Source organism: Achromobacter anxifer (assembly GCF_903652925.1).
In the GTDB taxonomy this organism is placed as follows: Bacteria; Pseudomonadota; Gammaproteobacteria; order Burkholderiales; family Burkholderiaceae_B; genus Achromobacter; species Achromobacter anxifer.
The window spans coordinates 692,670-718,304 of record NZ_CAHLAR010000003.1 but is presented as its reverse complement, the minus strand read 5'-3'; the positions used below and the strand labels follow the sequence as shown (position 1 = coordinate 718,304).

The following is a 25,635-nucleotide window of genomic DNA, read 5'->3' as shown; positions in this document are numbered from 1 at the left end:
CGGTTGTCGCGTGTGCAAGGCAGAATCGGACCTGAATCCTGACGAACAGGGGCTGCGACATGCGTATCCTTGTCATCGGCGGCACCGGTTTCATCGGCCGTCATCTGGTCGCGCGGCTCTCCGCGGACCAGCATCAGATCATCGTGCCCACCCGGCTTTACGCCCGCGGGCGCGACCTGCAGATACTTCCCACCGTCACCCTGATCGAATGCGACGTGCATGACGACGCCACGTTGGACAGCCTGGCGCAGGACTGCGACGCGGTCGTGAATCTGGTGGGCATTCTGCACGGCAACGCGGGCCGGCCCTACGGCTCGGACTTTGCGCGGGCGCACGTGCTGCTGCCGCAACGCATTGCCCAGGCCTGCCGCCGGCAGCGCGTGCCGCGGCTGCTGCACGTCAGCGCGCTGGGCGCCGACTCCAATGGCGACAGCATGTACCAGCGCTCCAAGGGCGACGGCGAGGCCGCCATCAAGCAGGAATTCCAGGGCTGGAACGAGGGCGGATGGACCATCTTCCGCCCTTCGGTGATCTTCGGCCCCGACGACAAGTTCACCAATATGTTCGCGGGCCTGGCGCGCTGGCTGCCGGTGCTGCCGCTGGCGGGCGCGCATGCGCGCATGCAGCCCGTCTACGTGGGCGACGTGGTCGCCGCGCTGGCCTCGTCGCTGGGCGACACGCATACCTGCGGCAAGACCTACGAACTGGGCGGGCCCCAGGTCTACACCTTGGGTGAGATCGCGCGGCTGTGCGCGGCCTGGAGCGGCCATCCCCGGCCGGTGATCAGCGTGCCGATGGGCGTGGGCCGCATGCAGGCGATGCTGTTCGAATGCCTGCCCGGCAGGACGCTGATGTCGCGCGACAACCTGGATTCACTGCGCCGCGACAACGTCTGCACCGGGCCGATCGCGCCTGAACTGCATGTGGTGCCGACCGGGCTGGAAGCCGTGGCCCCGCGCTACCTGTAAGCCTGTTTCAGCGCACCAGCGCCTTCAAGGCCTGCTTGATGCCGTCGGACACGCCCACGCCTTCGGGCAGCGTCTTCAGCGCCGACAGCGATTCCTTCTCCGAGTAGCCCAGTGCCAGCAGCGCGTTCAGGATGTCGGACTGGTTGTCCGGCGCCGCGTGGGGCGAGGCGCCGATGTCCGCGCCCAGCTTGCCGCGCATTTCCAGCAGCAGGCGTTCCGCGGTCTTCTTGCCGATGCCGGGCACGCGCGTCAGGCGGCCGGATTCCTGCAAGGTGATGGCCTGGGCCAGGTCCGCCACCGACAGGCCCGACAGCACGGACAGGGCGGTGCGCGCGCCGATGCCGCTGACCTTGATCAATTCGCGGAATGCGCTGCGTTCGCCGGCCGAGGCGAAGCCGTACAGGATGTGGGCGTCCTCGCGCACGGTCAGGTGGGTGTAGAGGGTGACGCGCGCGCCCGTGTCGGGCAGCGAGTACAGCGTGCTCATGGGCACGTCGATGTCATAGCCCAGACCGCCCACGTCCACGCAGATGGTGGGCGGGAGTTTTTCGATCAGGGTTCCGGTGATGCGTCCGATCATGGTGATGGTGGCCTGGCAATGGTGAGGCCGCTGAATGCGCGGCGAATGCGGGGATTCTATACGCGCGGGCGCGCAATCGGCGGGAACTGGTCCCGCCTTGCGGCAAATCGCGGCGTGTCAGGGGTTCAGCCGATCAGGCGGCCGTTGCGGATGCGGGTCTTGCCGCTCATGCGCAGGGAGGCGCCCAGGCGCTCCAGCTTGTCCTGCAGCGGGCCCGCATGGGCATGGCAGATGGCGCAGGCCAGCGCGTCGGCCGAGTCGGGCGCGGGCGCGCCGTCCAGCGACAGCAGGTGCTGCACCATCATCTGCACCTGTTCCTTGGCGGCGCGGCCGGTGCCGACCACGGCCTTCTTGATCTGCAGCGCGGTGTACTCGTGCACGGCCAGCGAGCTGTCGGCCAGCGCGCACAGCGCGGCGCCGCGCGCCTGCCCCAGCAGCAGGGTGGAAGCGGGGTTGGTGTTCAGGAAGATGATTTCAAGCGCGGCCACATCGGGCTGCGTGTCGCGCGCAACCTGGCGCAGATTGTCCAGGATGACCTTCAGGCGTTCGGCCAGCGCCAGCGCCGGCGGGACCACGATGGTCCCGCTGGCCACATAGCGCAGCCGCGGGCCGTCGGCATCGATCACACCGAAGCCGGTGCGGCGCAGGCCGGGATCGATGCCGAGGACGCGCATCAGTGGCGGAAGTGGCGGGTGCCGGTCAGCACCATGGCGATGCCGTGCTCGTCGGCCGCGGCGATGACTTCGTCGTCGCGCACGCTGCCGCCCGGCTGGATCACGCAGGTCGCGCCAGCCGCCACCACCACGTCCAGGCCGTCGCGGAACGGGAAGAAGGCGTCCGACGCCACGGACGAACCCTTCAGGGTCAGGCCGGCGTTTTCAGCCTTGATGGAGGCGATGCGGGCCGAGTCGATGCGGCTCATCTGGCCGGCGCCCACGCCCAGGGTCATGCCGCCGCCCACGAACACGATGGCGTTGGACTTGACGTACTTGGCGACCTTCCAGGCGAACGCCAGATCGTTCATTTCGGCTTCGGTGGGCTGGCGCTTGCTGACCACCTTGAGCGCGTCGCGCGGCACGTTGTAGGAGTCCGGGCTCTGCACCAGCCAGCCGCCGCCCACGCGCTTGATGTCGAAGGCGTTCTGGCCGGTGCCCATCGGCACTTCCAGCACGCGCACGTTCTTCTTGGCGGCCAGGATGGCCAGCGCGGCGCCGTCATAGGCCGGCGCCAGCAGCACTTCCAGGAACTGCGCGCTGACGGCTTCGGCCGTGGCGGCGTCCACCGGACGGTTGAAGGCGATGATGCCGCCGAAAGCCGAGGTCGGGTCGGTCTTGAAGGCCTGCTGGTAGGCGCCCAGCGTGTCGGCCGCGACGGCCACGCCGCAGGGGTTGGCGTGCTTGACGATGACGCAGGCGGGCGCCTCGAAGCTGCGCGCGCATTCCCAGGCGGCGTCGGCGTCCGCGATGTTGTTGTAGGACAGTTCCTTGCCCTGCAGCTGGCGGTAGTTGCCCAGCAGGCCAGCCGGACGCTGCGCGTCCACGTAGAAGGCGGCGGTCTGGTGCGGGTTTTCACCGTAGCGCAGGGCCTGTTGCTGCTTGACCTGCAAGGTCAGGGTGCCGGGCCATTCGTTGCGGGCCGGCACGGCTTCCTGCTTGGGCTCGGCTTCGGCCAGGCTGGTCAGGTAGGCGGCGATGGCGCCGTCGTAGGCGGCGGTGTGGGCGTAGACCTTGGAGGCCAGCGCCAGGCGCAGGCCGTAGGAGGTGTTGCCGCCCTTGTCCATTTCGGCCAGCACGCGCGAGTAGTCGACCGGGTCGATCACCACCGTCACGCCGCCGGCTTCGGTGCCGTGGTTCTTGGCCGCCGCGCGCAGCATGGCCGGGCCGCCGATGTCGATGTTCTCGACGGCGTCGGCGAAAGTGCAGTCCGGCTTGGCCACGGTTTCGCGGAACGGATACAGGTTGACCACCAGCATGTCGATGCGGTCGATGCCGGCCGCCTTGATGGTGTCCATGTGCTCGGCGCTGTCGCGGCGCGCCAGCAGGCCGCCGTGGATCTTCGGGTGCAGCGTCTTGACGCGGCCATCGAGAATTTCGGGCGAACCCGTGTGGGCCGCCACTTCGGTGACGGTCAGGCCGGAGTCGGCCAGCAGCTTGGCGGTGCCGCCGGTGGACAGCAGGCGCACGCCGCGCGCGGCCAGGGCGCGGGCAAATTCAACGATGCCGGTCTTGTCGGACACCGAAAGCAGGGCGGTTTCGATTTTCATGGTTGGGGACGGGAGTGGGCGGGAGCGCCTTTCTCGTTCAGGTCGGATGGGAAATCTGGGGGGAGCGGGCGGCGCGATGCGCAGCCGCCCGCAAGCGAAAGCTATACCTGGATATTGTGCGCCAGCAACTTCTTGCGCAGGGTGTTGCGGGTGATGCCCAGCATTTCGGATGCCCGCGACTGGTTGCCGCCCGACCGTTCCAACGCCACTTCAAGCACCGGGCGCTCAACGCAGCGCATCACCATGTCCCACATATCGTGGGGCTCGGATTCGCCCAAGTCTTCGAAATAGCGCTCCAGGCTGGCGCGCACGCATTCTTCCAGGACATCTTTCTTGCTCATTTGAGTACAGATATTTTTATGTTGGTGTTGAGGCGGTTATGCCGCCAGCAGGGCTTCTGCGACCGGCGCCGGATGGGATCCGCCGTCGCGCGAGATGAGGTCGAACCAGTCCGACACGGCCCGCCACTGGTCGCGGGTGTTGTCGATCAGATTCATGCGGGCGCAGAACGAGTCCGCCCCCGGCAGGCCGTCCAGATACCAGCCTATGTGCTTGCGCGCCGTGCGTACGCCGGTGTGCTCGCCGTAGAACCGGTAGTGGTCGTCGAGATGTTCGAGCAGCAGCTCGCGCATTTCCCCATAGGAGGGAGGGGCCAGTGTTTCGCCCGTGCGCAGGTAGTGGTCGATTTCGCGGAAAATCCAGGGACGGCCTTGAGCCGCCCGGCCGATCATGACCGCGTCGGCGCCAGTGTAATCCAGGACGAGCCTGGCTTTTTCGGGCGAGGTGATATCTCCGTTGGCGACAACGGGGATTTTCAGCTCGGCCTTGACGGCGCGGATAGTGTCATATTCCGCCTCCCCCGTATAGAGGTCGGCGCGGGTGCGGCCATGCAGGGTCAGTGCGGCGATGCCGGCGTTTTCCGCCATTTTCGCCACCCGCAGGGCATTGCGGCTTTCGCGGTCCCAGCCGGTGCGGGTCTTCAGGGTCACCGGCACGTCCAGGGGCGCGCAGGCGGCCACCACCGCGTCCAGGATGCGGGCGATCTGGTCTTCATGGCGCAGCAGCGCCGACCCGGAGGCCACGTTGCAGACCTTCTTCACCGGACAGCCCATGTTGATGTCGATGATGCGGGCCCCCTTGCTGGCATTGAATGCCGCCGCCTCGGCCATCATGGCGGGGTCGGCGCCGGCGATCTGCACCGAAATGGGGGCGATCTCGCCGTCGTGGTTCAGGCGGCGGGACGTCTTGACGCTATCCCACAGCTTGGGGTTGCTCGCGGCCATTTCCGACACGGCGTAGCCCGCCCCCAGCTTCTTGCAAAGCTGGCGGAAAGGACGGTCCGTCACGCCCGCCATGGGCGCGACCATCACGTTGTTGGGAAGGGTCCATTGACCTATGCGCATGCTCACATTTTAACCGGCTCGATCGTTCCCCCTTTGTCACTTGGAGAACACTTGGTAACAAAGGAAGGCGAAAGCAGACAATCCGTCCCCTGTGCGGGGACGGATTACCAGGGAATCAGGCGCGGAAACCTTGCAGCAGATGCTGCGCCAAGGGCGCGCGCAGCGGGGAGGCCAGATCCATCCCCAATAAGGCCAGGCCGCAGGCATGCTCGACCGGCGCCAGGCCGGTCGAGAAGATGCGGGGCATCAGATCGGTCAGGCCCGCGGTGATGAAGCGGTCCACATGGCGCGCGCCGGCGAATTCCGCCAGGGCGGAGCCGGGATTGACCTCGGGATGGGCCAGCCAGCCGCCCAGCGTCTGGGCCAGGCGGGCTGCGTCGCGCAGGCCCAGGTTCAAACCCTGGCCGGCGACCGGATGCAGGGTTTGCGCGGCATTGCCGATGGCCGCCACGCGGCCATGCACCTGGGCGCGGCGGGCGCTCAGCGCCAGCGGGAAGACATGGCGCGGCGCCTGGCTGGAAAGCCTGCCCAGGCGGTCGCCAAAGGCTGCGGACAGCGCCCGCGAAAAGGCGGCGTTGTCCAGCGCGGCCAGTTCGGCGGCGCGTTCCGGCGCGCTGCACCAGACCACGGAATAGGCGTCCGGCATCTGCGGGTGGGGCAGCAGCGCCAGCGGACCTTCGGCGGTGAAGCGTTCCCAGGCCCAGCCGCGGCGGGGCAGGGTTGCGTGGGCGGTGGTCAGCACGGCATGCTGGTCGTAATCGCGTCGCACGTCGGTCCCGCCCGCGCCGTCGGATTGCACCGCGACCCGGCACAGCAGCGTCGCGTCGCCCTGTTCGACGCGCACGCCGTCGGCGTCCTGCAGGCCGATCCGGGCCGGGGGGCCTTCCAGCACGGTGACGCCGCAGGCGGCCACGCATTCGTCCAGCCTGGCGTGCAGCCCGGAATAGGCCACCACGCTGCCCAGCTGGGGCACGCCGAAATCGGTGTTCTGGATCAGGGTGCGACCCAGCCGCCCGCGCTGCGACACATGGATGTTGCGGATGTCGGCCGAGCGCTCGGGCCAGGCATGCAGCGACTCCAGCAGCACGCGGCTGCCGTGGTTCATGGCCAGCACGCGGGGATCCGCGGCGGGCGCCGCCGCCGACGGCGCGGCCGGTGCGGGCGCGTTGCCCGCAAGCAGCGCGATGCGGGCCGGATCCGGCGCCACGCGCGCCAGCATCAGGGCCAGCACGCGGCCCACCGGGCCCGCGCCAAGAATCGCTATGTCGAAGGCGGAAGAAGTCATGACCGGATTTTAACCGTCCACTACAATCCGCAGCAGCCGGCGCAGTCCAGCCGCCGGGGTTTCCCTTTCCGGTCGATCGACATGACGCAGCTCCAGGCTTCCTCCCCGTTGTCCGCCGCACCCGCCCGCCGCCCGCGCGGCAAAGTCACGGTAGGCCTGCTGGCCTGCCTGTTCGGCGCCTTCGGGGCACACTGGTGGTATCTGGGACGCCGCCATGCCTGGCTGGTGACCGCGGTGACGCTGGTCAGCCTGTTCTGCGCCTTCAATTACTACCCCGTCTGGTACGACAACCCCGCCTTCTTCCTGGTGTTCATTCCCATGATCGACGGGTTCATCGAGAGCGCGGTGTTCTCGCTCATGTCCGACGAGAAGTTCGACCGGATCTACAACGCCGGCCTGGGCCGGCCGAACCGGACCGGCTGGGGGCCGGTGCTGGTGGCGCTTACTGCCTGCCTGGTCGGTTCCATCGTGTCCATGTTCGCCATTGCCATGGTGGTGGTCTACACCTGGGTGGCCATGGGCTGGCTGGACGGCTACGTCTTCTAGCGCGGGCCGGCCGCGCCGCCTATTCGCGCATCAGCGCCTCGATTTCCGCTGCCTGTACCGGCACGCCGCGCGTGATGAGCTCGCAGCCCTCGTTGGTGACCAACGCATCGTCTTCGGTGCGGATGCCGATGTTCCAGTAGGCCTCGGGCACGTCGTCGGCGGGCCGTACATAGATGCCGGGCTCGATCGTCAGCATCATTCCCGCTTCCAGCCGGCGCCAAGGGCGTTCCGCGCCCTGGGCGGGCCCGGGCTGGCGGTAATCGCCCACGTCGTGCACGTCCAGGCCCAGCCAGTGGCCGGTGCGGTGCATGTAGAAGCGGCTGTAGTCTCCGGATTCCAGCACGCCGTCGAGGGAGCCCTTCAACAGTTTCAGGTCCAGCATGCCTTGGGCCAGCACGCGCAGCGCGGCCTGGTGGCCGTCGTTGAAGCCGCGGCCCGGCGCGGTGGCCTGCGCCGCCGCGTCCTGGGCCGCCACGGTCAAGTCGTACAGCGCGCGCTGCGGGCCGCTGTAGCGGCCGTTCACGGGGAAGGTCCGGGTGATGTCGCTGGCGTAGCTGTCGACCTCGCAGCCCGCGTCGATCAGCACCAGGTCGCCATCGCGCAGCACGGCTTCGCCGGCCGGGTAGTGCAGCACGCAGGCGTTTTCCCCGGCGGCCACGATGCTGTTGTAGGCCACCGACTGCGCGCCGTGGCGGCGGAATTCGTACAGCAGTTCCGCCTCGATTTCATATTCGCGCATGCCGGGGCGGGCGACGCGCATGGCGCGCATGTGGGCGCCGGCGGAAATCTTCGCCGCGCGCCGCATCGCCGCGATCTCCGAGGCGTCCTTGATCAGCCGCATTTCCGCTAGCAGGGGCCGGATGTCCTGCTGGCGCGAGGGCGGGGCGTGGCCGCCGCGGCTGGCCTCGCGCGCGGCGGCCAGCCAGCGGTGCAGGCGGCCGTCGCTGCGCTTGTCGCCGGCCAGCGGGGCGTACAAGGTCGCGTGGTCCAGCAGCAGCGAGGGCATCAGTTCATCCAGCGCATCGAGCGGGTGGGCGTCGTCGAAGCCGAAGTGCGCTGCGGCCGCCTCGGGGCCGAAGCGCTTGCCTTCCCAGATCTCGTGTTCGATATGACGCGGGCGGCAGAAGAGCAGGGCGCGGTCGCTCGCGCCGGCGATCAGCACCAGCCAGGCGCCGGGTTCGGTGAAACCGGTCAGGTAGAAGAAATCGCTGTCATGCCGGTACGGATACTCTGCGTCGCGGTTGCGGGTGGCCTCTGGGGCGGTCGCCAGTATGGCGATGCCGCCGCCTTCGGCGCGCATGTGCTCCATCAGGCGTTGGCGCCGTGCGGCGTAAGGGGCGATGTCGTCGGGAGGCAGGCTCATGGCGGACTGGGGCGCGAACCCCGGCAGGGTGAGGATGCCGTTTACTTTACCTGCCATCCCCCGGATCCGACACCCCGCGCCGCCCGCGCGGAAATCGCTGGACGAGGCAGGGCAAGCTGCTACAATCGCCGCTCTGTCATTGGGGAGTAGCCATCCTTTGTCCCCTCAAAGGAGCTAGCGTCAACAGACTTGGTGGTTCAGCGCTGCGGAGCAGCCGCTAGAACTCCATGGCGCTAGTAGCGGTATCCATGCAAGCGGCGCGCCCGCCGCATGGATCAGCCAGGCGAGACCTTTGGCCGCATTGCGATCACCCCAGCCGGGCGAGCCGCGATGTCGCGCCAATTGGTTTCTGCTCGTCCGGCTCGCCTATATGTTTCTCACCCTGTTCCTGTTTTTCCTGTCAGCGGCAGTGATCTACTTCGCCTGCGAATTCTTCGTCAACGGCGTCGAGTGGGTCGGCCATCGCTTCCAGCTTGGCGCCACCGCCACGGGCACCGTGCTTGCCGCGTTCGGCACCGCCTTGCCGGAAAGTGCCGTGACCTTCATGGCCGTGGTCTTCGGCGAAACCCCCGAGCAAAAGGACATCGGCGTCGGCGCCGCCATGGGCGGGCCGCTGGTGCTGGCCACGCTGGCCTATGCGGTGGTCGGTCTGGCCCTGTGGCGTTCGCGCCGCGGACGGGCAACCCAGGCGGACTGTATCAACGCGGACCAGCGCCGGCTGGCCCGCGATCAGGCCTGGTTCATGGGCATCTTCATCTTCAAGGTGGGCCTGGGTCTGCTGGCCTTTGCCTGGAAGCCCTGGCTGGGCATCCTGTTCCTGGTGACCTACGGCCTCTACGTCAAGCGCGAACTCAGCAACGACGAGGCAAGCCTGGACAGCGATGATCTCGAACCGCTGAAGCTGCGTCCCCGCGACGAGGATCCGAGCATGTTCTGGGCGGTCACGCAGACGCTGCTGGCGCTGGTGGTGATTGCCGGGGCATCGCACGTGTTCGTCAACCAGATCGAGGTGTTGGGCGTGGCCATGGGCGCATCGCCCCACGTCGCCGCCTTGTTGCTGGCGCCGGTCGCGACCGAGCTGCCTGAGATCATGAATGCGCTGATCTGGGTGCGGCAGGGCAAGGAGCGGCTGGCCCTGGCCAACATCTCGGGCGCCATGATGATCCAGGCGACCATTCCCAGCGCGCTGGGCATCTTCATGACGCCGTGGCTGCTGGACGCCCCCTTGCTGGCCGCCGGCCTGTTCACGATGCTGTCGATCGGACTGCTGTGGATGCGTTTCCGCAGGTCGGCCATGAGCGTGCCGGCGCTGTCGGCGGTGGGAGGCCTGTACGCGGTGTTCGCTGCTTATCTGGGCTGGCACTTCTACGTCTGACGGCAAGCGCGGCATTGGCGGCGGCGCGGGGGCGGCTTGTTGGGGGCGCAGCCCCCGCTTTTTTTGCCACACCCCGGGCCCTGTTTCTCGGCAAAAACCTTGTCCATAAGTGGAAACCCGCGTAAAATCCCGCCTGTTATCCATCCCAGGAGCAGTCTTCGTGAATACCGATTCCGGCGAAAGTTGTCGATCTAGCATCGACGTCGCTGTTTAACAGGTCCACGCAGAACTCCGTCTGCCGCAGCCTGTTGAACAGGTTGCGGTTGTATCCCAAGCTCCAGGCGCAAGCCCGGACAATCGCGTAAGCCAGCGGCTTGCCGGGAACCTCCCCAACGTAAACCGCCAGAACCGCCGCCAGTCGTCGCAGCGCCAGCGTACGCGCACGTTTTTCGTGCCCGCCCGCCAGGCGCCGTGCGTATGCGTGCGTATTCGCGATCACGCTCCCCATTTTTGCAATGGAGGTCGTAATGCGTTTCTTCGACTTGTTCCTGCGCCGTGCCGGCGTGGACCGCGCCGCCGCCCTGGGCCGCCGCCGTGGCATTTCGCGCCTGACGGTCATCTGTCCGCGCGATGAACTGGGCGCCTTGCGCAAGCAGATCTGCCTGGACTTCAGCGCGGCTGGCCTGGATGTCTCGCAAGTGCAGATCGACCAGGGCCGCGACCCTGGCATGGCGTCCGCCTGCATCACCGTCAATTGCCCCCCGGAACTGCGGGGCGAGCTGATGTCGCAAGCGCGCCGCCTGAGCGCCAATCCCGCCGTGCGCCACGTGCATTTTGGCGCGCAAGCCGCCAAGGCCGCTCAGCCTGCGCTGGCCTGACGTCCTTGATTCCGTCCCACAGGAGAGATCATGCCTAGTGCCTTAGACCCCGAGCCTCGATTGCGCCCAGTGCGCGGCGCCGGCATGCCTGTCTGACCTGTCTACTCGCTGCGAGCCGACCGGCCGGATCGTCATCCTGGCCCGTACGGAGTCCGCAGCCTGGAATCCCCGGCCTGGCCCACTTCCTGTGCGCCGCTGCCGCCGGCAACGATTCCTCCGCTAGCTCCCCTTCCGTTTTCCGCACCCGGCGCATCTTCATGCGATCCGGACACCGGCAACATTGCCCCGGTGCCTGCGCACGCCCGTAAGCGGCGGATCGACGGCCTGCGCCCGCAGGCCGCGGCCCGCTGCTGCCCGCGCGCAGCCACGGCGGGCGGGGGCGTCCGTGTCTCCGACAACCAACTACACCAATAGCCGGAGCACTCCGATGTTTAAGTTCCTCAAGTCCTTCTTTTCGTCCGCGGCTGGCCTGCGGCATACCGCAAGGCATTTCCGCCGCTCACCCATGCCGGAACAGGGCGCGGCGGCAGCGTCCTCCGATACTTCCCGCCATGCCAACCGCCAGATGCTGGATCTGTCGCGCATGGACTTCGGCGCCTTGTTCGCTCTCTTCGGCAGCAGCCGCGGCGGACTTTCGGAAAGCCAGGCCGAGGCCGCGCGCGAACGTTACGGCGCCAACGAGGTCGACCACGAAAAGCCGCTGTCCTGGTATGCCCATCTCTGGTTGTCCTACCGCAACCCGTTCAACCTGCTCCTGAGCGCGCTGGCCGCGCTGTCCTGGCTCACCGACGTGCACATGGCCGAGCCGGACGACCAGTCCTGGACGGCGGTCTTCATCATCGGATCGATGGTGCTTATTTCCACCGTGCTGCGGTTTGCGCAGGAGCAGCGCTCCAATCGCGCCGCGGAGGCGCTCAAGGCCATGGTGCAGAACACCGCCACCGTGCTGCGCAACGATCCCGCTGCCGGAGCCGAGGGCGATGCCCGCCGCTACTTCGGCGTCACGCTGCACGTCAGCGGGTCGCGCCAGGTCGAGGTGCCGCTGGCGGAACTGGTGCCGGGCGACGTGGTGCTGCTGTCCGCGGGCGACATGATTCCCGCCGATTGCCGGATCTTGACTGCCAAGGACCTGTTCATCGCGCAGGCCGCCTTGACGGGCGAATCGCTACCGGTCGAAAAGTACGCCACGCAGCGCGCCGAGACCGCCAATGCGTTGGAACTGGAGAACATGGCGTTCATGGGCACCAACGTGGTCAGCGGCTCCGGCAGCGCCCTGGTGGTGGCGACCGGGGCGCGCAGCTACTTCGGCCAGCTGGCCGGGCGCGTCACGCAGAGCAGCCGCGCGCCGACCCAGTTCCAGCAAGGCATCAACCGCGTGAGCTGGGTGTTGATTCGCTTCATGCTGGTCATGGCGCCGATTGTCCTGCTCATCAACGGCTTCACCAAGGGCGACTGGATGGAGGCGCTGCTGTTCGCCTTGGCCATCGCCGTGGGCCTGACGCCCGAAATGCTCCCGATGATCGTCACGGCCACGCTGGCCAAGGGCGCGGTGCGCATGTCGCGCCGCAAAGTGGTGGTCAAGCGGCTGGACGCCATCCAGAACCTGGGCGCGATGAACGTGCTGTGCACCGACAAGACCGGCACCCTGACCCAGGACCGCATCGTGCTGGAGCGGCATACCGACGTCTACGGCACCAGCAGCGACGACGTGCTGGCCTACGCCTATCTCAACAGCTACTACCAGACCGGGCTGAAGAACCTGCTGGACGTGGCTGTGCTGCAGCACGCCGAGGTGGAGCGCAAGCTCAACCTGGCCGCGAAGTACCGCAAGGTCGACGAGATTCCCTTCGACTTTTCCCGCCGCCGCATGTCGGTGGTGGTGAACGAGACCGAGAACGGCCGCGAACACCATGAACTGATCTGCAAGGGCGCGCTGGAAGAGATGCTGTCGGTCTGCACCCGCCTGCGAGTGGGCAGCGAGGAGCATCTGCTGACCGATGCCCGCCGGGCGGACATCCGCCGGGTGACGGCGGACCTGAATCGCGATGGCCTGCGCGTCATTGCCGTGGGCGTCAGGGAGATGCCGCCCACCCAGCAGACCTATGGCGTGGCGGACGAATCCGACCTGGTGCTGGTGGGGTACATCGCCTTCCTGGATCCTCCCAAGGAATCCACCGCGCCCGCGCTCAAGGCGCTCCGGAATTCAGGCATCGAGGTCAAGGTGCTGACGGGCGACGTGGAGCTGGTGACCCAGAAGGTCTGCCGCGAAGTGGGCTTCGAAGTGCGCAAGGTCTACCTGGGCGCGGAGATCGAGGCGATGGACGAGGCCCAGCTGGCCGTGGCAGTGCAGGAGGCCAATGTGTTCGCTCGCCTGACGCCGGCCCACAAGGAGCGCATCGTGCGCAGCCTGCGGGCGCAGGGCAATACCGTGGGCTTCATGGGCGACGGCATCAACGACGCGCCGGCCCTGCGGGCGGCCGACGTCGGCATTTCGGTGGACTCGGCGGTCGACATCTCGAAAGAGGCGGCCGACATCATCCTGCTGGAAAAGAGCCTGATGGTGCTGGAGGACGGTGTGATCGAAGGCCGCAAGACCTTCTGCAATATGCTCAAGTACCTGAAGATGACGGCCAGCTCGAACTTCGGCAACGTCTTTTCGGTCCTGGTGGCCAGCGCCTTCCTGCCGTTCCTGCCGATGTTGCCCATCCACCTGCTTGTGCAGAACTTGATGTACGACATTTCCCAGACGGCGATCCCGTTCGACAATGTCGACGAAGAACTGCTGAAGAAGCCTCAGCAATGGGATCCGGACGGCCTGGGCCGCTTCATGGTGTTTTTTGGTCCGATCAGCTCCATATTCGACATCGCTACCTATGCGCTCATGTGGTACATCTTCCAGGCCAACTCGCCGGAACACCAGACGCTGTTCCAGTCGGGCTGGTTCGTCGAAGGCCTGTTGTCGCAGACGCTCATCGTCCATATGATCCGCACACGCAAGATCCCGTTCCTGCAGAGCCGCGCGGCCTGGCCGTTGATGGGCATGACCCTGATGGTCGTCGTGCTGGGATTGCTGCTGCCGTTCTCGCCGCTGGCTGGGTATCTCCAGCTGCAGGCGCTGCCATGGAGCTATTTCCCCTGGCTGGCGGGCATCCTGTTCTGCTACTGCGCGCTGACGCAGCTGTTGAAGGGGTTCTGGGTTCGCCGCTACGGCTGGCAATAAGTAGACGAGCCCGCGGCGGGCTGGCGCCCGCCGGGCTATCAGGAGAAATGCATGAGAATCGCTACTTTCGCCGCGCTGATGGCGGCAGGCATGGCGCTACCCCTGGCGGCGCACGCCGTCGACGCCGGACAGGGGCTGACGCTCTATGGCGTGGTGGACGCGGGCGTGGCCGTCACCAATGTGTCGGGGCAGGGCAGCCATAGCGGCCTGCTCAATGGCGGGCTGACCGACTCGCTCTGGGGCATGACGGGGATGGAAGACATGGGCGGCGGCTGGAATGCCCGCTTCCAGCTGGAAAGCGGCTTCGATCCGTCCTCGGGCAAGCGGGCCGACAATGACCGTCTGTTCAACTATGCCGCCTGGGTCGGGCTGGGCCATGAAAGCTATGGCGAATTGCGGCTGGGGCGCCAGCGCACCATCGGCCAGGTCTACGGCAACTCCCTGGAGATCGCCTCCTGGAAGGAAATGGGCATGGGCGCCACCTTCAAGGCTTCCGACAACTACCAGTTCAGCAACCTGGTCAACTATTACACGCCCGTGTGGCAGGGCTTCCAGGCGGGTATAGGCTATTCGTTCGATGCCGATGACCGGAGCCAGTTCCGCACCGCCAACAACAACCGCGCCGTCAGCCTGGGCCTGAAGTACGAGAACGGGCCCTTGCTGGCGGTCGCCACCTGGGACCAGTTGCGCCTGGCGGAGCCGCCGGCGGGCAACAATGGCCGGCCGCAGGCGCTGCAACTGGGCGCGTCCTACGACTTCGAGGTGCTGAAGCTGTCACTGGCTTGGTCGCGTCAGCGTAATGGCGACGTCGGGCTGGACGGCGGCGACCCGGACGGACTGGGCATGGGCCTCGGGCCGGCGGCCTTCGTCCGCGGCGGCACGGTCAACGCCTGGCTGGTGGGCGCCAGCGTGCCGGTCGGGCCGGGCACCGTGCTGGTGCAGTGGTCGCTGGCGCGGCCGGACTGGCATTGGGACAACGGCTCGGCGGCGCGCAATGCGCAGGTGATGACCCTGGGCTATACGTACGGCCTGTCCCCGCGCACGACGCTGTACGCATTTGCCGGCTATGCGTCGAACTACACGCTGGACGACCAGTTCGATCCCGGCCACTCCCACACCACACGCGTGGGCACGGGCATTTCGCACCGCTTCTGAGCGCTGCGGCGGGGTCTACTACAATCGACGGAGCATGGCGCCTGGCGCTCGCTCCTGTCCCGCCCGACGTTTTCCGGATGGTCTGCATGAATAGTCTCGAATGGCTCATACCCTGGGAGTTCTCTCCCACGCTGGTGGCCTCCTTCCTGGTGGCCATCGTGCTGTTCGTGCGCGGCCAGCGAGTCCACCATGTGACCGCCGCCCGCAAGGCCCTGTTCTGGGCGGGCATGGTGCTGCTGTACCTGTCCATGCATACCCGGCTCGACTACTACGCCGAGCGCATGTTCTTCATCCACCGTATCCAGCATCTGGTGCTGCATCACCTGGGGCCGCTGCTGGTGATGGCGGCTTTCCCGGGCCAGGTCATGCGCGCGGGCCTGCCCATGGCCTGGCGCATCCGGCTGCGCGACTTTCTACGCACCGGATCCGGCCGCGCCACCGTGGCGGTGCTGACCCACAAGATCTTCGTCCCGGCGCTGTTCGTCTTCCTGGTGATCGTCTGGCTGATTCCGTCGGTCCAGTTCTATTCCATGCTGGACTGGCGGCTCTACCGGCTGATGAACTGGTCGGTGGTGATCAGCGGCTTCATGTACTGGAACCTGATCCTGGACCGCCGGCCCGCGCCGCCCGCGGCCATGACGCCCGGGGGGCGAGTCATTTCGCCCGTGCTGACGATGCTGCCGCAGATGGTGGCGGGGGCGGTCATCGCCTTCACCGAAAGCGATATCTACCCGCTGTTTGAACTGTGCGGCCGAGCCATTGCCATGTCGGCCCAGACCGACCAGACCATAGGCGGCCTGACCATGTGGATTCCGGCCGCGCTGGTCGAGGTGATCGGGTTGATGGTGGCCCTGGGGACCTTGATGCGCCTGTCCGCGAAGGGACGCCTGCGCAAGGCCGACCGCGAGGCCCAGGCGCGCGCCAAGGCCAAGGCCCGGGCGCTATCCGCCTGAAGCGCGGACGGCGCCCCGCCTGCCGCTATTCCGGCAGCAGGCCGTGGTACTTCTTGCCCAGCGCCACGGTGGCCTGGAACATGCCGGCCTTGCTGCCGCAGTCATAGCGCACGCCTTCATAGCGGTGCGCATACACGGCGCGCTCGCGCATCATCGAGGCGATGCCGTCGGTCAGCTGGATTTCATTGCCGGCGCCCATCTTGGTGGAGCGCAGGTGGTCGAAGATCGCGGCTTCCAGCACGTAGCGGCCCACCACGGCCAGCGTCGAGGGCGCGGCCTCGGGGTCCGGCTTTTCCACGATATGGGTGACGCGTTCCGTGCGGCCGTTGCCGCTGGCCTCGCCCTGGCGGGTCGCCACGATGCCGTACTTGCGGGTATCGGCGCGGGGCACGTCCTGCACGCCCAGCACGCTGGCGTTCTGCGCCACGGCCACGTCCACCAGTTGCTTCAGCGCGGGCTGGTCCGAGTCGATCAGGTCGTCCGCCAGCAGCACGGCGAAGGGCTCGTCGCCCACGGCGGGAGCGGCCGACAGCACGGCATGGCCCAGGCCCAGCGGGGCCGACTGGCGGATATAGAGGCAATTCACATGCGCGGGTAGAATGCCCCGCACCATGGCCAGCAGCTCGTGCTTGCCCTTGCTTTCCAGGTCGGATTCCAGTTCCGGCGCGGAGTCGAAGTGGTCTTCGATGGCGCGCTTATTGCGCCCCGTCACGAAAATAAGGTCGGTGATGCCGGCGGCCACGGCCTCTTCCACGGCATATTGGATCAGCGGCTTGTCGACCACGGGCAGCATTTCCTTGGGCATCGCCTTGGTGGCGGGCAGGAAGCGCGTGCCCATGCCTGCGACAGGGAAAACGGCTTTACGGACAGGACGCATTGAGACCTCGTTGGGGGTATCGATGAAACATTTTAAGCTCATCGCTATCATAGGCTTATGAACAGCAGGAAAATGCCATCCATTTGCTCGATTGCGAAACGGGGTGCAATCGTTGGACTGTCCTTGGCCCTGGCCGTCCCCGCCATCCCGGTGGCCGCCTGGGCGCAACCGGTAGGGCTGCCCTCCATGGGCGCCGCGTCCGCGACGGAACTGTCCCCGATGCTGGAGCGCAGCCTGGGCGAGGCCATCATGTCCCAGGGGCGGCGCGACCCGACCTACGTGGACGACTCCGAGCTCAGCCAGTACCTCACCACCATGGGCCGCAAGCTGGCGGCGTATGCGCCGGGAGCCGTGCCCGAGGTCGAGATGTTCGGCGTGCGCGACCCCGAAATCAACGCCTTCGCCATGCCTGGCGGCTTCATCGGCGTCAATACCGGCCTGATCGTGTCCTCCGCCAGCGAGTCCGAGCTGGCCGCGGTGCTGGCGCACGAAATCGGCCACGTCGTGCAGCGTCACATCGCCCGCGGCATGACTCAGCAGAACCAGAACAGCATGGTGATGCTGGCCAGCCTGGCGGGTGCGCTGCTGGCGGCTTTGGCCGGGGGCGGCGGCAACCTGGCGATGGGCGTGGCGGCATTCGGCCAGGCCGCTGCCATCAACCGTCAGCTGGGCTTTTCGCGCGACGCGGAACGCGAGGCCGATCGGGCCGGGTTGCAGATGCTGACCAAGGCCGGCTACGACGCCGAAGGCATGTCGCAGATGTTCGGCCGCCTGATGAACGCCTCGCGCCTGAATGAAGGCGCGGGCGGCGGTTCCTGGGCCAGCACCCACCCGCTTTCGATAGAACGCATGTCGGACGTGCAGAACCGCGTGCGCGCCGCGCAGCCGGTCGCCTCTCGTCATGTGGATAGCGACGACTTCTGGTACGTGCGCGCCAAGATGCGGGTGGTGCAGGGGCGCGACGCCGTCAGCCTGCGCACGGCGGGGCAGCAATTGCAGGACGAAGCCCAGGCGCTGTCCGGGGTGCGCCGCTCTGCCGCCTACTATGGGCTGGCGTTGCAGGCCTACCAGCGCAACAACATGGCGGAGGCCGAACGCAACTGGAACCTGGCGTCCGCCGATGGCCGCGCGTCTCCTCAGTTGGCCAAGCTGAGCGTGGACATCGCCCTGGCCCGCAAGGATTATCCGAAGGCGTTGGAGCTGGCCCAGGCCGCCGCCAAGCGCTGGCCCGCGCAGCGGGCCCTGGGCATTGCCTATGCCCAGGCGCTGCAAAGCGTCGGCCGCCACGCGGACGCGCAGGAGTACCTGCGGGCCAAGATCAAGCAGTGGGGCAGCGACGAGCCCAGCCTCTACCAGATGCTGGCGCAAAGCGAAGACCGCAACGGCAAGCCGGTGGCGGCGCGCCGCGACCAGGCGCGCTACTACGTCATGACCGGCGCGTATGCGGCCGCGGAATCGCAGCTGCAGCAGGCGCGCAGCATGTCCACCGACTTCTACGAGCAGTCGCAGATCGACGTGCAGATCAAGGAAGTGAAGGACAAGCTGGCCGAGGAGCGTCAGCTGTTGGAACGCTTCAAATCGGGCTGAGGCGGGTCTCGGCCTGGGTCTCGGCCCGCCTTACAGGCCGGTCTCGAAGAAGCGTCCGAGCCGTTGCGGCAGCCAGTTCAGATGCGCCGGGAAGCTGCCGGTGGGAAAACCGGCGTGGCCGCCATCCGTGGGCTGGTGCAGCAGGATGGTGGGCGAGCATTCCTCGGGCGCGGGCAGCGACGCCGCCGGAACGAAGGGGTCGTTGCGGGCATTCAGCACCAGCGTCGGCACGGAGATCTTCGGCAGCCAGGGCTTGCTGGACGCGCGCGTCCAGTAATCCAGCGCATTGCGGAAACCATGCATGGGCGCGGTATAGGTGTCGTCGAATTCGCGCAGGTCGTGCGCGTGGGCGATGCGCATCACGTCCACGGCGCCCGGGAAGCGGTGCGCCTTCTCAAGCACCTTGTGCTTGAGCGTTTTCATGAAATGGGCGGTGTAGACCCGCCGGTTGAATATCCCCGTGGACAGCGTCTTGCCGCAAGCCACCAGGTCCAGCGGCACGGAGACGCCGGCGCAAGCCGTCAGCCAAGCGGTGTCTTCCTGGTGCTCGCCCAGGTACTTGAGCAGGGCATTGCCGCCCAGCGACACGCCGACGGCATGCCAGCGCGCGTGCGGAATGCGCTGGCGCACGGTTTGCAGCATGAAGCCGACTTCGGCCGAGTCGCCGGAGTAGTAGGCGCGGGCCAGGCGGTTGGGCACGCCCGAGCAGCCGCGGAAATGCGCGATCACCACGATCCAGCCGCGCGCGCGGAAATGATGCGCGATGGATTGCGCATAGCGGCTGTTGCTGCCGCCTTCCAGGCCATGGAACAGGACCAGGGCAGGGGTGTCGGGGGTATGGGGAAGCGACTTCCAGTCCGCTTCCGTCATCCACCGCGCCGCGGCGGTCTTGCCGTTGGCGACCGGGCGCTGTCCGCTGATGGGCGCGCCATCGGCGGCCTTGTGCGGGAACAGGCCCGGGCCGGTCCAGTCGAAGTCGACGAAATCGGTGTCGGGCGTATCCACCCGTTCGCGCACGAACGCGATGCGGTGATACTGCGCGAACAGGGCGGCATAAACCGTCTGGCTGTCGCCTCCGGGCAACCAGGAGGGAACGGGGCAGGGCGTTGTATCAAGACGAGCAGCGGCCAACTAAAAATCCACCCGATTCAATGCAGCATGTCGGGTACGTCGTGCAAGTCGAGCACCCCGGCTTCCGTGGGCGCCGGCGAGGCATGGTGCATGACCATGCGCCAGCCGGTGGGACCCTTGTGGTAGATGTTGGTGGCATAGCAATTCGCGAATTGCGTGCCTTCCCGCGTGCGCACCGCCACCTGTTCCACCAGCACGTGCACCGCGCACATCATGCTCAGCATGACCAGCGGGCGCAACGGGCGCACGTGCAGAGGGCCGTTGGCCAGCACCTGCTGCCAGGAATCGTGCACCGCTGAATGGCCGACGATGCGCAGGCCGCCCGGGTGGATGCAGACGACTTCCTCGTCGTCCGCCCAGACTTGCATCAGGCGAACGCAGTCCCCCTGCTCCAGGGCTTCGTAGAACGCGTGTTCTGCTTCTTCGGGGGTGGCGAACATGGCTGGGGAAACGGAAGGACGTTGCGGGGCGGGCAGCTTAATGGCCGTGCCCGTGCAGCACCGTGCCGGGCTTCAGGCGGTATTCGGCGCCGCAGTAGGCGCAGCTGGCGGAACCGGTGCGGGCCACGTCCAGGAAGACGCGGGGGTGCATGCTCCAGAGCGGCGCCTTGGGGCCCGGACAGAACACGGGCAGGTCTTCGGCGCCGACCTCGATGACTTCGTGGGAGTGGGGGACGGCGGCCGGGGCAGCAGCGGTCATGGATATTCCTGAAAAAAAACCGGTAAACGGCAGGTTGGGGCAATGATGCGGCCAGGTCGTGGACCGGGCCGCGCGGATCAGACTTTACTCAGCCAGTGATGGTACTTCGGGTTGCGGCCATTCACCACGTCAAAAAACGCTTTCTGCAGCTTCTCCGTGATCGGGCCGCGCCGGCCGGAGCCGATCTGGCGGTTGTCCACTTCGCGGATGGGCGTCACTTCGGCGGCGGTGCCGGTGAAGAACGCCTCGTCGGCGATGTAGACGTCGTCGCGCGTCAGGCGCTTGGTGAGCACGCGCAGGCCCAGGTCGGCGGCCAGCGCGTGTATGGTTGAACGGGTGATGCCGGTCAGGGCCGACGCGATTTCGGGCTCGCAGAGCACGCCGTCCTTGACGATGAAGAGGTTTTCGCCGGAGCCTTCGGCCACGAAGCCTTCCGTGTCCAGCAGCAGGGCTTCGTCGTAGCCGTCCTGCAGGGCCTCGGTATTGGCCAGGATGGAATTGGCATAGGTGGTGGCCACCTTGGCGCGCGGCATCGTGACGTTCACATGCTGGCGCGCAAACGACGACACCTTGACCCGGATGCCCTGGGACAGGGCTTCCTCGCCCAGGTAGGCGCCCCAGGGCCAGGCGGCGATGGCGACATGCACCTTGGCGCCCTTGGGCGACACGCCCATTTTTTCGGGGCCGTAGAACACCAGGGGCCGCAGGTAGCCGGATTCGAGCTGGTTCTCGCGCACGACCGTCCGCTGCGCCTCATTGATCGTGTCGCGATCGAAAGGCATGGGGATCTGGTAGATGTGCGCCGAATTGAACAGGCGGTTGGTGTGGTCTTCGAGGCGGAAGATGGCGGTGCCGAGCTCGCCGCGGTAGGCGCGCACGCCTTCGAAGACCGACAGGCCATAGTGCAGGGAGTGGGTCAGGACGTGCGTGGTCGCGTCTCGCCACGGGACGAGCTTGCCGTCATACCAGATGAAGCCGTCGCGGTCTGCCATCGACATGGTCTACTCCCAAGAGCCCAGGAATCTCGAGGCCCATATTGTATCAAGCGGCGAGGTTACAATACGCCTCTATTCGCGCCCCGGCGCGGCGCCGCCAGGCCCGCGCATCTTGATCCCGGCGGGCGAACGGGTTGTCGTGCGTTCCTTTCCTTAGAGTTTCCATGTCGTCCTGTCCGAATCGCCAGGGGGCTGCCGTTGTCCTCTGAATCTGCGCTTCCTGAATCCGAAGACCCCGTCGCGGTCCGCCAGGAGCGCATCGCCGCATTCCGCTCCGGCGTTCACGCCATCGTGCCCGCCCTGATCGCCACGGCCACCTGGGGACTGGTTACCGGGGTGGCCATGGTCAAGTCGGGCCTGACCGAATCCATGGCGCTGGCCATGACCCTGCTGCTGTACGCCGGGTCTGCCCAGCTGACTTCCCTGCCGCTCATCGCCACGGGCGCGCCGCTCTGGCTGATCTTCGCCGCCGGCTGCGTGGTGAACCTGCGTTTCCTCATTTTTGGCGCGGCGCTGCAACCCTATTTCCGCCATCTGTCCTGGCCCAAGCGGCTGGGGCTGGGATATTTCACGACCGACATGGGTTTTGTGCTGTTCATGCCGCGCTATGGCGACTCGGCTGTGCGCGGCACGCGCGAGCAGCTTTGGTACTTCATGGGCACGATCGCCCCGGGCTGGTTCGTCTGGCAGACGTCGTCCATCGTCGGCATCTACCTGGGCACCATGGTGCCCACCAACTGGTCGCTGGATTTCGCCGCGGTGCTGGCGCTGCTGGCGATCACGGTGCCGCTGGCCACCAGCAAGCCCATGCTGATTTCCATGCTGGCGGCCGGCGTGGTCGCCTGGACCGGCCAGGTCCTGCCGCTGCGCCTGGGCCTGGCGGCCGCCGTGGTGGCGGGCGTGGTGGCCGGCATCTGGGCCGAACGTTACTTCAAGGCCCGCGCATGACCCTCTGGCCGTCCGAAATCTACGTCTATTCCGCCATCCTGCTGCTGGCGCTGTGCAGTGTGCTGACCCGCGCCGGCTTCATGCTGTTTGGCGACTACATCCCCTTGCCGGACGGCGTGCGCCGCGCCCTGCGCTACGCGCCCGCCGCCGCCCTGACCGCCATCGTCGTGCCGGACCTGCTGCCCTGGAAGGCCGGGCTGGGGCCGGTGTTCGATTACAAGCTGGTCGCGGGCGTGGTCGCCATCCTGGTTTTCCTGCGCACCCGCAGCGCGGTGCTGGTCATCATCGTGGGCATGCTGGTTCTGTGGGGCCTGCGCTGGCTGGCCGGCTGACGGGCGTTTCGGCAAGAGTGTCCGTCTGATGGACGCTTCGAGTATGGCCTGCGGGCGCTTGCCGCCGGGCCGCGGAAGGCGTTTGCAACGCCTTTCGGATGGCGTTTGAACCGTGTGGTAGTGCGGCTGCGCTAAAATCATGTTATCCACAGCAATCCGGGCCTGGTACTGCCCTCATAGGTATCGAATCCAGAACGCGTCGCGACCGCACGCATTCTGGCCGTCCCGATGCGTATGTAGTGCAGTGCGCGTAGCACTCTCGTTTTGTTCTTTTTCACTGGTCCGGTATCTGCCTAACCCTGATGACTGAATCCACTCAAGCCGTAGCACCCGCCGCTGACGCTCCCGCGCCGACGTTCGCCGACTTCGGACTGCACCCCCTGCTGCTGCAGTCCATCGCCGAAACCGGCTACACCACCCCCACGCCTATCCAGGCTCAAGCCATCCCCGTCGTGGTGGAAGGCCGCGACGTCATGGGCGCGGCCCAGACCGGCACTGGCAAGACGGCCGCTTTCACGCTGCCCATCCTGCATCGCCTCATGCCGCTGGCCAACACCAGCGCATCGCCCGCGCGCCATCCGGTGCGCGCGCTGATCCTGACGCCCACGCGCGAATTGGCGGACCAGGTCTACGAAAGCGTCAAGCGCTACAGCAAGCAGACGCCGCTGCGTTCCGCCGTGGTGTTCGGCGGCGTGGATATCGGTCCGCAGAAGGAAGCCTTGCGCCGCGGCTGCGAAGTGCTGGTGGCCACGCCCGGCCGCCTGCTCGACCACGTCGAGCAAAAGAATGTGAACCTGAGCCAGGTCGGCATCCTGGTGCTGGACGAAGCCGACCGCATGCTGGACATGGGCTTCCTGCCCGACCTGGAGCGCATCATCCGCTTGCTGCCCGCGCAGCGCCAGGGCCTGCTGTTCTCCGCCACCTTCAGCAATGAAATCCGCAAGCTGGGCCGTTCGTACCTGAACCACCCGGTCGAAATCGAAGTCGCGGCGCGCAACGCCACGGCCAACACGATTACCCAGATCGCCTACAAGATGCCCAGCGACGCCAAGCGCGCCGCGGTGGTGCATCTGGTGAAGTCGCGCGGCCTGAACCAGGTCATCGTGTTTTCCAACACCAAGATCGGCACGGCGCGCCTGGCGCGCGACCTGGAGCGCGACGGCGTGAAGGCCGAATCGATCCACGGCGACAAGACGCAGGCGGACCGCATGAAGGCGCTGGAAGCCTTCAAGGCCGGCGAACTGGAAGTGCTGGTGGCCACCGACGTGGCCGCGCGCGGCCTGGACGTGGCCGGCGTGCCCTGCGTCATCAACTACGACCTGCCGTACAACGCCGAAGACTACGTGCACCGAATCGGCCGTACCGGCCGCGCGGGCGCGTCGGGCGAGGCCATCGCCCTGTTCACGCCCGACGAAGAGCGCTTCCTGCTCGATATCGAAAAACTCATCAAGCGCGAAGTGCCGCGCGGCACGCTGGACGTGCCCGCCGACCTGATCGCGCGCAGCCACCGCCGCAGCGACGAGCGCCGCGGCTCGTCCTCGCGCGAAGGCCGTGAAGGCGGCCGCGAAAGCCGTGATGGCCGCAGCGACCGCGGCCGTTCGTCCGACCGCCGTTCCGGCTATTCGTCCTCCACGCCGCGCCAGCCCGTGGACGATTTCTTCTTCAAGCCCTACGAGCCCTCGGCGCCGTCCGCGCCGGCCGAAGAGCCGGCGCCCAAGAGCAATGGCTCGTCCGGGCCGAAGCGCCAGGTCGCCGTCCTGCTGGGCGGCAGCCGCAAGCCCTGACCGGCGCAGCCATAAAAAAACCCGCAAGGCCTGGACAGGCCTTGCGGGTTTTTTGTTGCCGGAGGACGTCCAGTCAGGACGACAGCATTCGCGGCAGGTCGGGCAGGGCCGTGGCGACCGCCGGGCTGTTCGCATCCAGGCTTTCCAGCAGGCGCTCCAGATGGCCGATATGCGGCAGCATCGGGCCGTAGAACACCACCCGCGGACCGATCTGGACCAGCAGCGTGGGGAAGTTCTCCACGTCTTCATCGCCCAGCAGCTCGGCATGGTCCTCGATGTCTATCCAGGCGAAGACGTGCCGCGGCATGGCCTCGGCCAACGCCTGCAGCTTGGGCTTGTATTGTTCGCAGGTATCGCACCAGGCCGCGCAGAAGCAGGCCACCAGCCAGGTATCGGGTGCAGCGCCGAGCCGCGCGCGCAGAGCGGTCAGATCGGTATCGGGTACAAGTAGAGGCATGTGGGCAGATCGAGGCGTGTTTGACTATCATACCCGGGATGTCTACCCCTTTTTCCTCTTCCATGACCGCTCTGCGCACTGATTCCGCCACGCCCGGCAATGACCGGTTTTCCGCAGCAGGGGCCGGCGCCGTCAGCGTCGGCCAGGCGTTCAAGCGCGCGCTGGTGTCCCAATGCCATCCCACCATGCTGTTCGCGGTGTTGCTGCCGTTCCTGATTGCGCTGGTGGGTTGCCTGCTGCTGCTGTACCTGTTCTGGACGCCGCTCAACGAATGGCTGGCGGCCGAGGCGGCGCGCTGGGACTTCGTCAACCGGGCGGAGGACTGGATGCTGGCGATGGGGCTGTTCTCGCTCAAGGTCTACATGGTCCCGGTGATCGCGGTGGCCATCCTGTTGCCAGTGTCGGGCATCCTGGGCCTGGCGATCGCAGCCGTCTTCGTGATGCCGCTGGTGCTGCGCCACGTCAGCCACCGTGAATATGCCGGCGTCACGCGCCAGGGCAAGCACGCGACCGCGGTCAGCGTATGGAACGCGATCTGGGTCTCGCTGGCGTTTGCCGCGGGTTGGCTGCTGACCTTGCCGCTGTGGCTGGTGCCGCCCATGGCCATCGTGCTGTCGATCTTCTGGTGGGCCTTCGCGTTTTCGCGCATGATGCGCGTGGACGCCATCGTCGAACATGCGAGCCCGGCCGAGCGCAAGCTCATTCTGGAACGCAACAACGGCGGCTTCTGGACCATAGGCCTGCTCTGCTCGCTATTGAACCTCTTGCCTCCCGCGTGGGTCATCCTGCCGGTGTTCTCGGCCCTGGTCTACGCCCATTACGGTCTGGAAGCGCTGAAGCGTTTGCGCGAGGACCGCGTCATCGACGTCTGACCGGCGTCATACCTCTTACTTTCT

The 25,635-nt window shown here is 66.9% G+C and carries 26 protein-coding genes and 1 riboswitch; of the genes, 12 read left to right on the top strand and 14 right to left on the bottom strand.

The window, feature by feature from the left end; translation table 11 throughout:
• The first annotated feature begins 59 nt into the window (after positions 1–59).
• On the top strand, positions 60–968 hold the full coding sequence (locus tag HWY37_RS12615) for a complex I NDUFA9 subunit family protein (RefSeq protein ID WP_176088748.1): 909 nt from the start codon (positions 60–62) through the stop codon (positions 966–968).
• Positions 969–975: 7 nt separating this feature from the next.
• Here the strand turns inward: HWY37_RS12615 and ruvA are convergent, their stop codons facing one another.
• The 6 genes from ruvA to HWY37_RS12585 form a co-directional block, all read right to left on the bottom strand.
• Positions 976–1,548 carry a Holliday junction branch migration protein RuvA gene (gene ruvA / locus HWY37_RS12610; protein ID WP_013391723.1) on the bottom strand — a complete coding sequence of 191 codons (573 nt, stop codon included), beginning with the start codon at positions 1,546–1,548 and terminating at the stop codon, positions 976–978.
• 125 nt (positions 1,549–1,673) lie between these two features.
• Positions 1,674–2,222, bottom strand: a complete 549-nt coding sequence (gene ruvC, locus HWY37_RS12605) for a crossover junction endodeoxyribonuclease RuvC (RefSeq protein WP_175205185.1) — start codon at positions 2,220–2,222, stop codon at positions 1,674–1,676.
• Positions 2,222–3,811, bottom strand: a complete 1,590-nt coding sequence (gene purH, locus HWY37_RS12600; RefSeq protein ID WP_176088747.1) for a bifunctional phosphoribosylaminoimidazolecarboxamide formyltransferase/IMP cyclohydrolase — start codon at positions 3,809–3,811, stop codon at positions 2,222–2,224. Before purH ends, ruvC begins: the two co-directional genes overlap by 1 nt.
• Before the next feature lie 101 nt (positions 3,812–3,912).
• Complete coding sequence (locus HWY37_RS12595) at positions 3,913–4,152, bottom strand: helix-turn-helix domain-containing protein (RefSeq protein ID WP_006217670.1); 240 nt, start codon at positions 4,150–4,152, stop codon at positions 3,913–3,915.
• 36 nt (positions 4,153–4,188) lie between these two features.
• A complete protein-coding gene (gene dusB, locus HWY37_RS12590) occupies positions 4,189–5,214 on the bottom strand; it encodes a tRNA dihydrouridine synthase DusB (RefSeq protein ID WP_175205183.1) in 1,026 nt (341 codons plus the stop codon).
• 115 nt (positions 5,215–5,329) lie between these two features.
• Positions 5,330–6,499 (bottom strand): UbiH/UbiF/VisC/COQ6 family ubiquinone biosynthesis hydroxylase, encoded by a 1,170-nt coding sequence (locus HWY37_RS12585; protein WP_176088746.1) that lies wholly within the window; start codon positions 6,497–6,499, stop codon positions 5,330–5,332.
• Positions 6,500–6,580: 81 nt separating this feature from the next.
• Here HWY37_RS12585 and HWY37_RS12580 point away from each other — a divergent pair, with 81 nt between their 5' ends.
• Positions 6,581–7,045 (top strand): NINE protein, encoded by a 465-nt coding sequence (locus HWY37_RS12580; protein WP_176088745.1) that lies wholly within the window; start codon positions 6,581–6,583, stop codon positions 7,043–7,045.
• Between the two features lie 19 nt (positions 7,046–7,064).
• On the opposite strand, the gene HWY37_RS12575 is transcribed toward HWY37_RS12580, so the two are convergent.
• Complete coding sequence (locus HWY37_RS12575) at positions 7,065–8,408, bottom strand: aminopeptidase P N-terminal domain-containing protein (RefSeq protein ID WP_176088789.1); 1,344 nt, start codon at positions 8,406–8,408, stop codon at positions 7,065–7,067.
• A gap of 128 nt (positions 8,409–8,536) precedes the next feature.
• Positions 8,537–8,726: riboswitch (yybP-ykoY riboswitch) on the top strand.
• A 52-nt stretch (positions 8,727–8,778) separates the two neighbouring features.
• Here HWY37_RS12575 and HWY37_RS12570 point away from each other — a divergent pair.
• Positions 8,779–9,783, top strand: a complete 1,005-nt coding sequence (locus HWY37_RS12570; RefSeq protein ID WP_175205180.1) for a sodium:calcium antiporter — start codon at positions 8,779–8,781, stop codon at positions 9,781–9,783.
• A 136-nt stretch (positions 9,784–9,919) separates the two neighbouring features.
• Here HWY37_RS12570 and HWY37_RS12565 read toward each other — a convergent pair whose 3' ends face one another.
• Positions 9,920–10,222: a hypothetical protein gene (locus HWY37_RS12565; protein WP_175205179.1), complete on the bottom strand. Its 303-nt coding sequence runs from the start codon at positions 10,220–10,222 to the stop codon at positions 9,920–9,922.
• A gap of 28 nt (positions 10,223–10,250) precedes the next feature.
• On the opposite strand from HWY37_RS12565, the gene HWY37_RS12560 reads away from it, so the two are divergent.
• The 4 genes from HWY37_RS12560 to HWY37_RS12545 all read left to right on the top strand — a co-directional run bounded on the left by HWY37_RS12560 (position 10,251) and on the right by HWY37_RS12545 (position 15,929).
• Positions 10,251–10,601 carry a hypothetical protein gene (locus tag HWY37_RS12560; protein ID WP_175205178.1) on the top strand — a complete coding sequence of 117 codons (351 nt, stop codon included), beginning with the start codon at positions 10,251–10,253 and terminating at the stop codon, positions 10,599–10,601.
• A gap of 427 nt (positions 10,602–11,028) precedes the next feature.
• On the top strand, positions 11,029–13,821 hold the full coding sequence (gene mgtA / locus HWY37_RS12555) for a magnesium-translocating P-type ATPase (RefSeq protein WP_176088744.1): 2,793 nt from the start codon (positions 11,029–11,031) through the stop codon (positions 13,819–13,821).
• A 51-nt stretch (positions 13,822–13,872) separates the two neighbouring features.
• Positions 13,873–14,976: a porin gene (locus HWY37_RS12550; RefSeq protein WP_176088743.1), complete on the top strand. Its 1,104-nt coding sequence runs from the start codon at positions 13,873–13,875 to the stop codon at positions 14,974–14,976.
• Between the two features lie 77 nt (positions 14,977–15,053).
• Positions 15,054–15,929: a cytochrome c oxidase assembly protein gene (locus tag HWY37_RS12545; RefSeq protein ID WP_175205175.1), complete on the top strand. Its 876-nt coding sequence runs from the start codon at positions 15,054–15,056 to the stop codon at positions 15,927–15,929.
• A 25-nt stretch (positions 15,930–15,954) separates the two neighbouring features.
• Here HWY37_RS12545 and galU read toward each other — a convergent pair whose 3' ends face one another.
• Positions 15,955–16,806: a UTP--glucose-1-phosphate uridylyltransferase GalU gene (galU, locus tag HWY37_RS12540; RefSeq protein ID WP_175205174.1), complete on the bottom strand. Its 852-nt coding sequence runs from the start codon at positions 16,804–16,806 to the stop codon at positions 15,955–15,957.
• 57 nt (positions 16,807–16,863) lie between these two features.
• Here galU and HWY37_RS12535 point away from each other — a divergent pair, with 57 nt between their 5' ends.
• Positions 16,864–18,393 (top strand): M48 family metalloprotease, encoded by a 1,530-nt coding sequence (locus HWY37_RS12535; RefSeq protein WP_175205173.1) that lies wholly within the window; start codon positions 16,864–16,866, stop codon positions 18,391–18,393.
• A 30-nt stretch (positions 18,394–18,423) separates the two neighbouring features.
• Here HWY37_RS12535 and HWY37_RS12530 read toward each other — a convergent pair whose 3' ends face one another.
• From HWY37_RS12530 to HWY37_RS12515, 4 genes are all read right to left on the bottom strand, one after another.
• On the bottom strand, positions 18,424–19,524 hold the full coding sequence (locus tag HWY37_RS12530) for a YheT family hydrolase (protein ID WP_176088742.1): 1,101 nt from the start codon (positions 19,522–19,524) through the stop codon (positions 18,424–18,426).
• A gap of 17 nt (positions 19,525–19,541) precedes the next feature.
• The gene (locus HWY37_RS12525) at positions 19,542–19,964 is read right to left on the bottom strand and encodes a YybH family protein (protein WP_175205171.1); all 423 of its coding nucleotides are present in this window, start codon (positions 19,962–19,964) and stop codon (positions 19,542–19,544) included.
• A gap of 37 nt (positions 19,965–20,001) precedes the next feature.
• Positions 20,002–20,223 (bottom strand): zinc-finger domain-containing protein, encoded by a 222-nt coding sequence (locus tag HWY37_RS12520; RefSeq protein WP_175205170.1) that lies wholly within the window; start codon positions 20,221–20,223, stop codon positions 20,002–20,004.
• Between the two features lie 77 nt (positions 20,224–20,300).
• A complete protein-coding gene (locus HWY37_RS12515; RefSeq protein ID WP_175205169.1) occupies positions 20,301–21,221 on the bottom strand; it encodes a branched-chain amino acid transaminase in 921 nt (306 codons plus the stop codon).
• Positions 21,222–21,416: 195 nt separating this feature from the next.
• Here HWY37_RS12515 and HWY37_RS12510 point away from each other — a divergent pair, with 195 nt between their 5' ends.
• The 3 genes from HWY37_RS12510 (at position 21,417) to HWY37_RS12500 (ending at position 24,282) form a co-directional block, all read left to right on the top strand.
• Positions 21,417–22,166 (top strand): AzlC family ABC transporter permease, encoded by a 750-nt coding sequence (locus HWY37_RS12510; protein ID WP_176088741.1) that lies wholly within the window; start codon positions 21,417–21,419, stop codon positions 22,164–22,166.
• The gene (locus HWY37_RS12505; RefSeq protein ID WP_175205167.1) at positions 22,163–22,498 is read left to right on the top strand and encodes an AzlD domain-containing protein; all 336 of its coding nucleotides are present in this window, start codon (positions 22,163–22,165) and stop codon (positions 22,496–22,498) included. Before HWY37_RS12510 ends, HWY37_RS12505 begins: the two co-directional genes overlap by 4 nt.
• 302 nt (positions 22,499–22,800) lie before the next feature.
• The gene (locus HWY37_RS12500) at positions 22,801–24,282 is read left to right on the top strand and encodes a DEAD/DEAH box helicase (protein WP_176088740.1); all 1,482 of its coding nucleotides are present in this window, start codon (positions 22,801–22,803) and stop codon (positions 24,280–24,282) included.
• Between the two features lie 73 nt (positions 24,283–24,355).
• Here the strand turns inward: HWY37_RS12500 and HWY37_RS12495 are convergent, their stop codons facing one another.
• Positions 24,356–24,739 carry a thioredoxin family protein gene (locus HWY37_RS12495; RefSeq protein ID WP_175205165.1) on the bottom strand — a complete coding sequence of 128 codons (384 nt, stop codon included), beginning with the start codon at positions 24,737–24,739 and terminating at the stop codon, positions 24,356–24,358.
• A gap of 62 nt (positions 24,740–24,801) precedes the next feature.
• On the opposite strand from HWY37_RS12495, the gene HWY37_RS12490 reads away from it, so the two are divergent.
• Positions 24,802–25,611 (top strand): EI24 domain-containing protein, encoded by an 810-nt coding sequence (locus HWY37_RS12490; RefSeq protein WP_176088788.1) that lies wholly within the window; start codon positions 24,802–24,804, stop codon positions 25,609–25,611.
• The last annotated feature ends 24 nt before the right edge of the window (positions 25,612–25,635 follow it).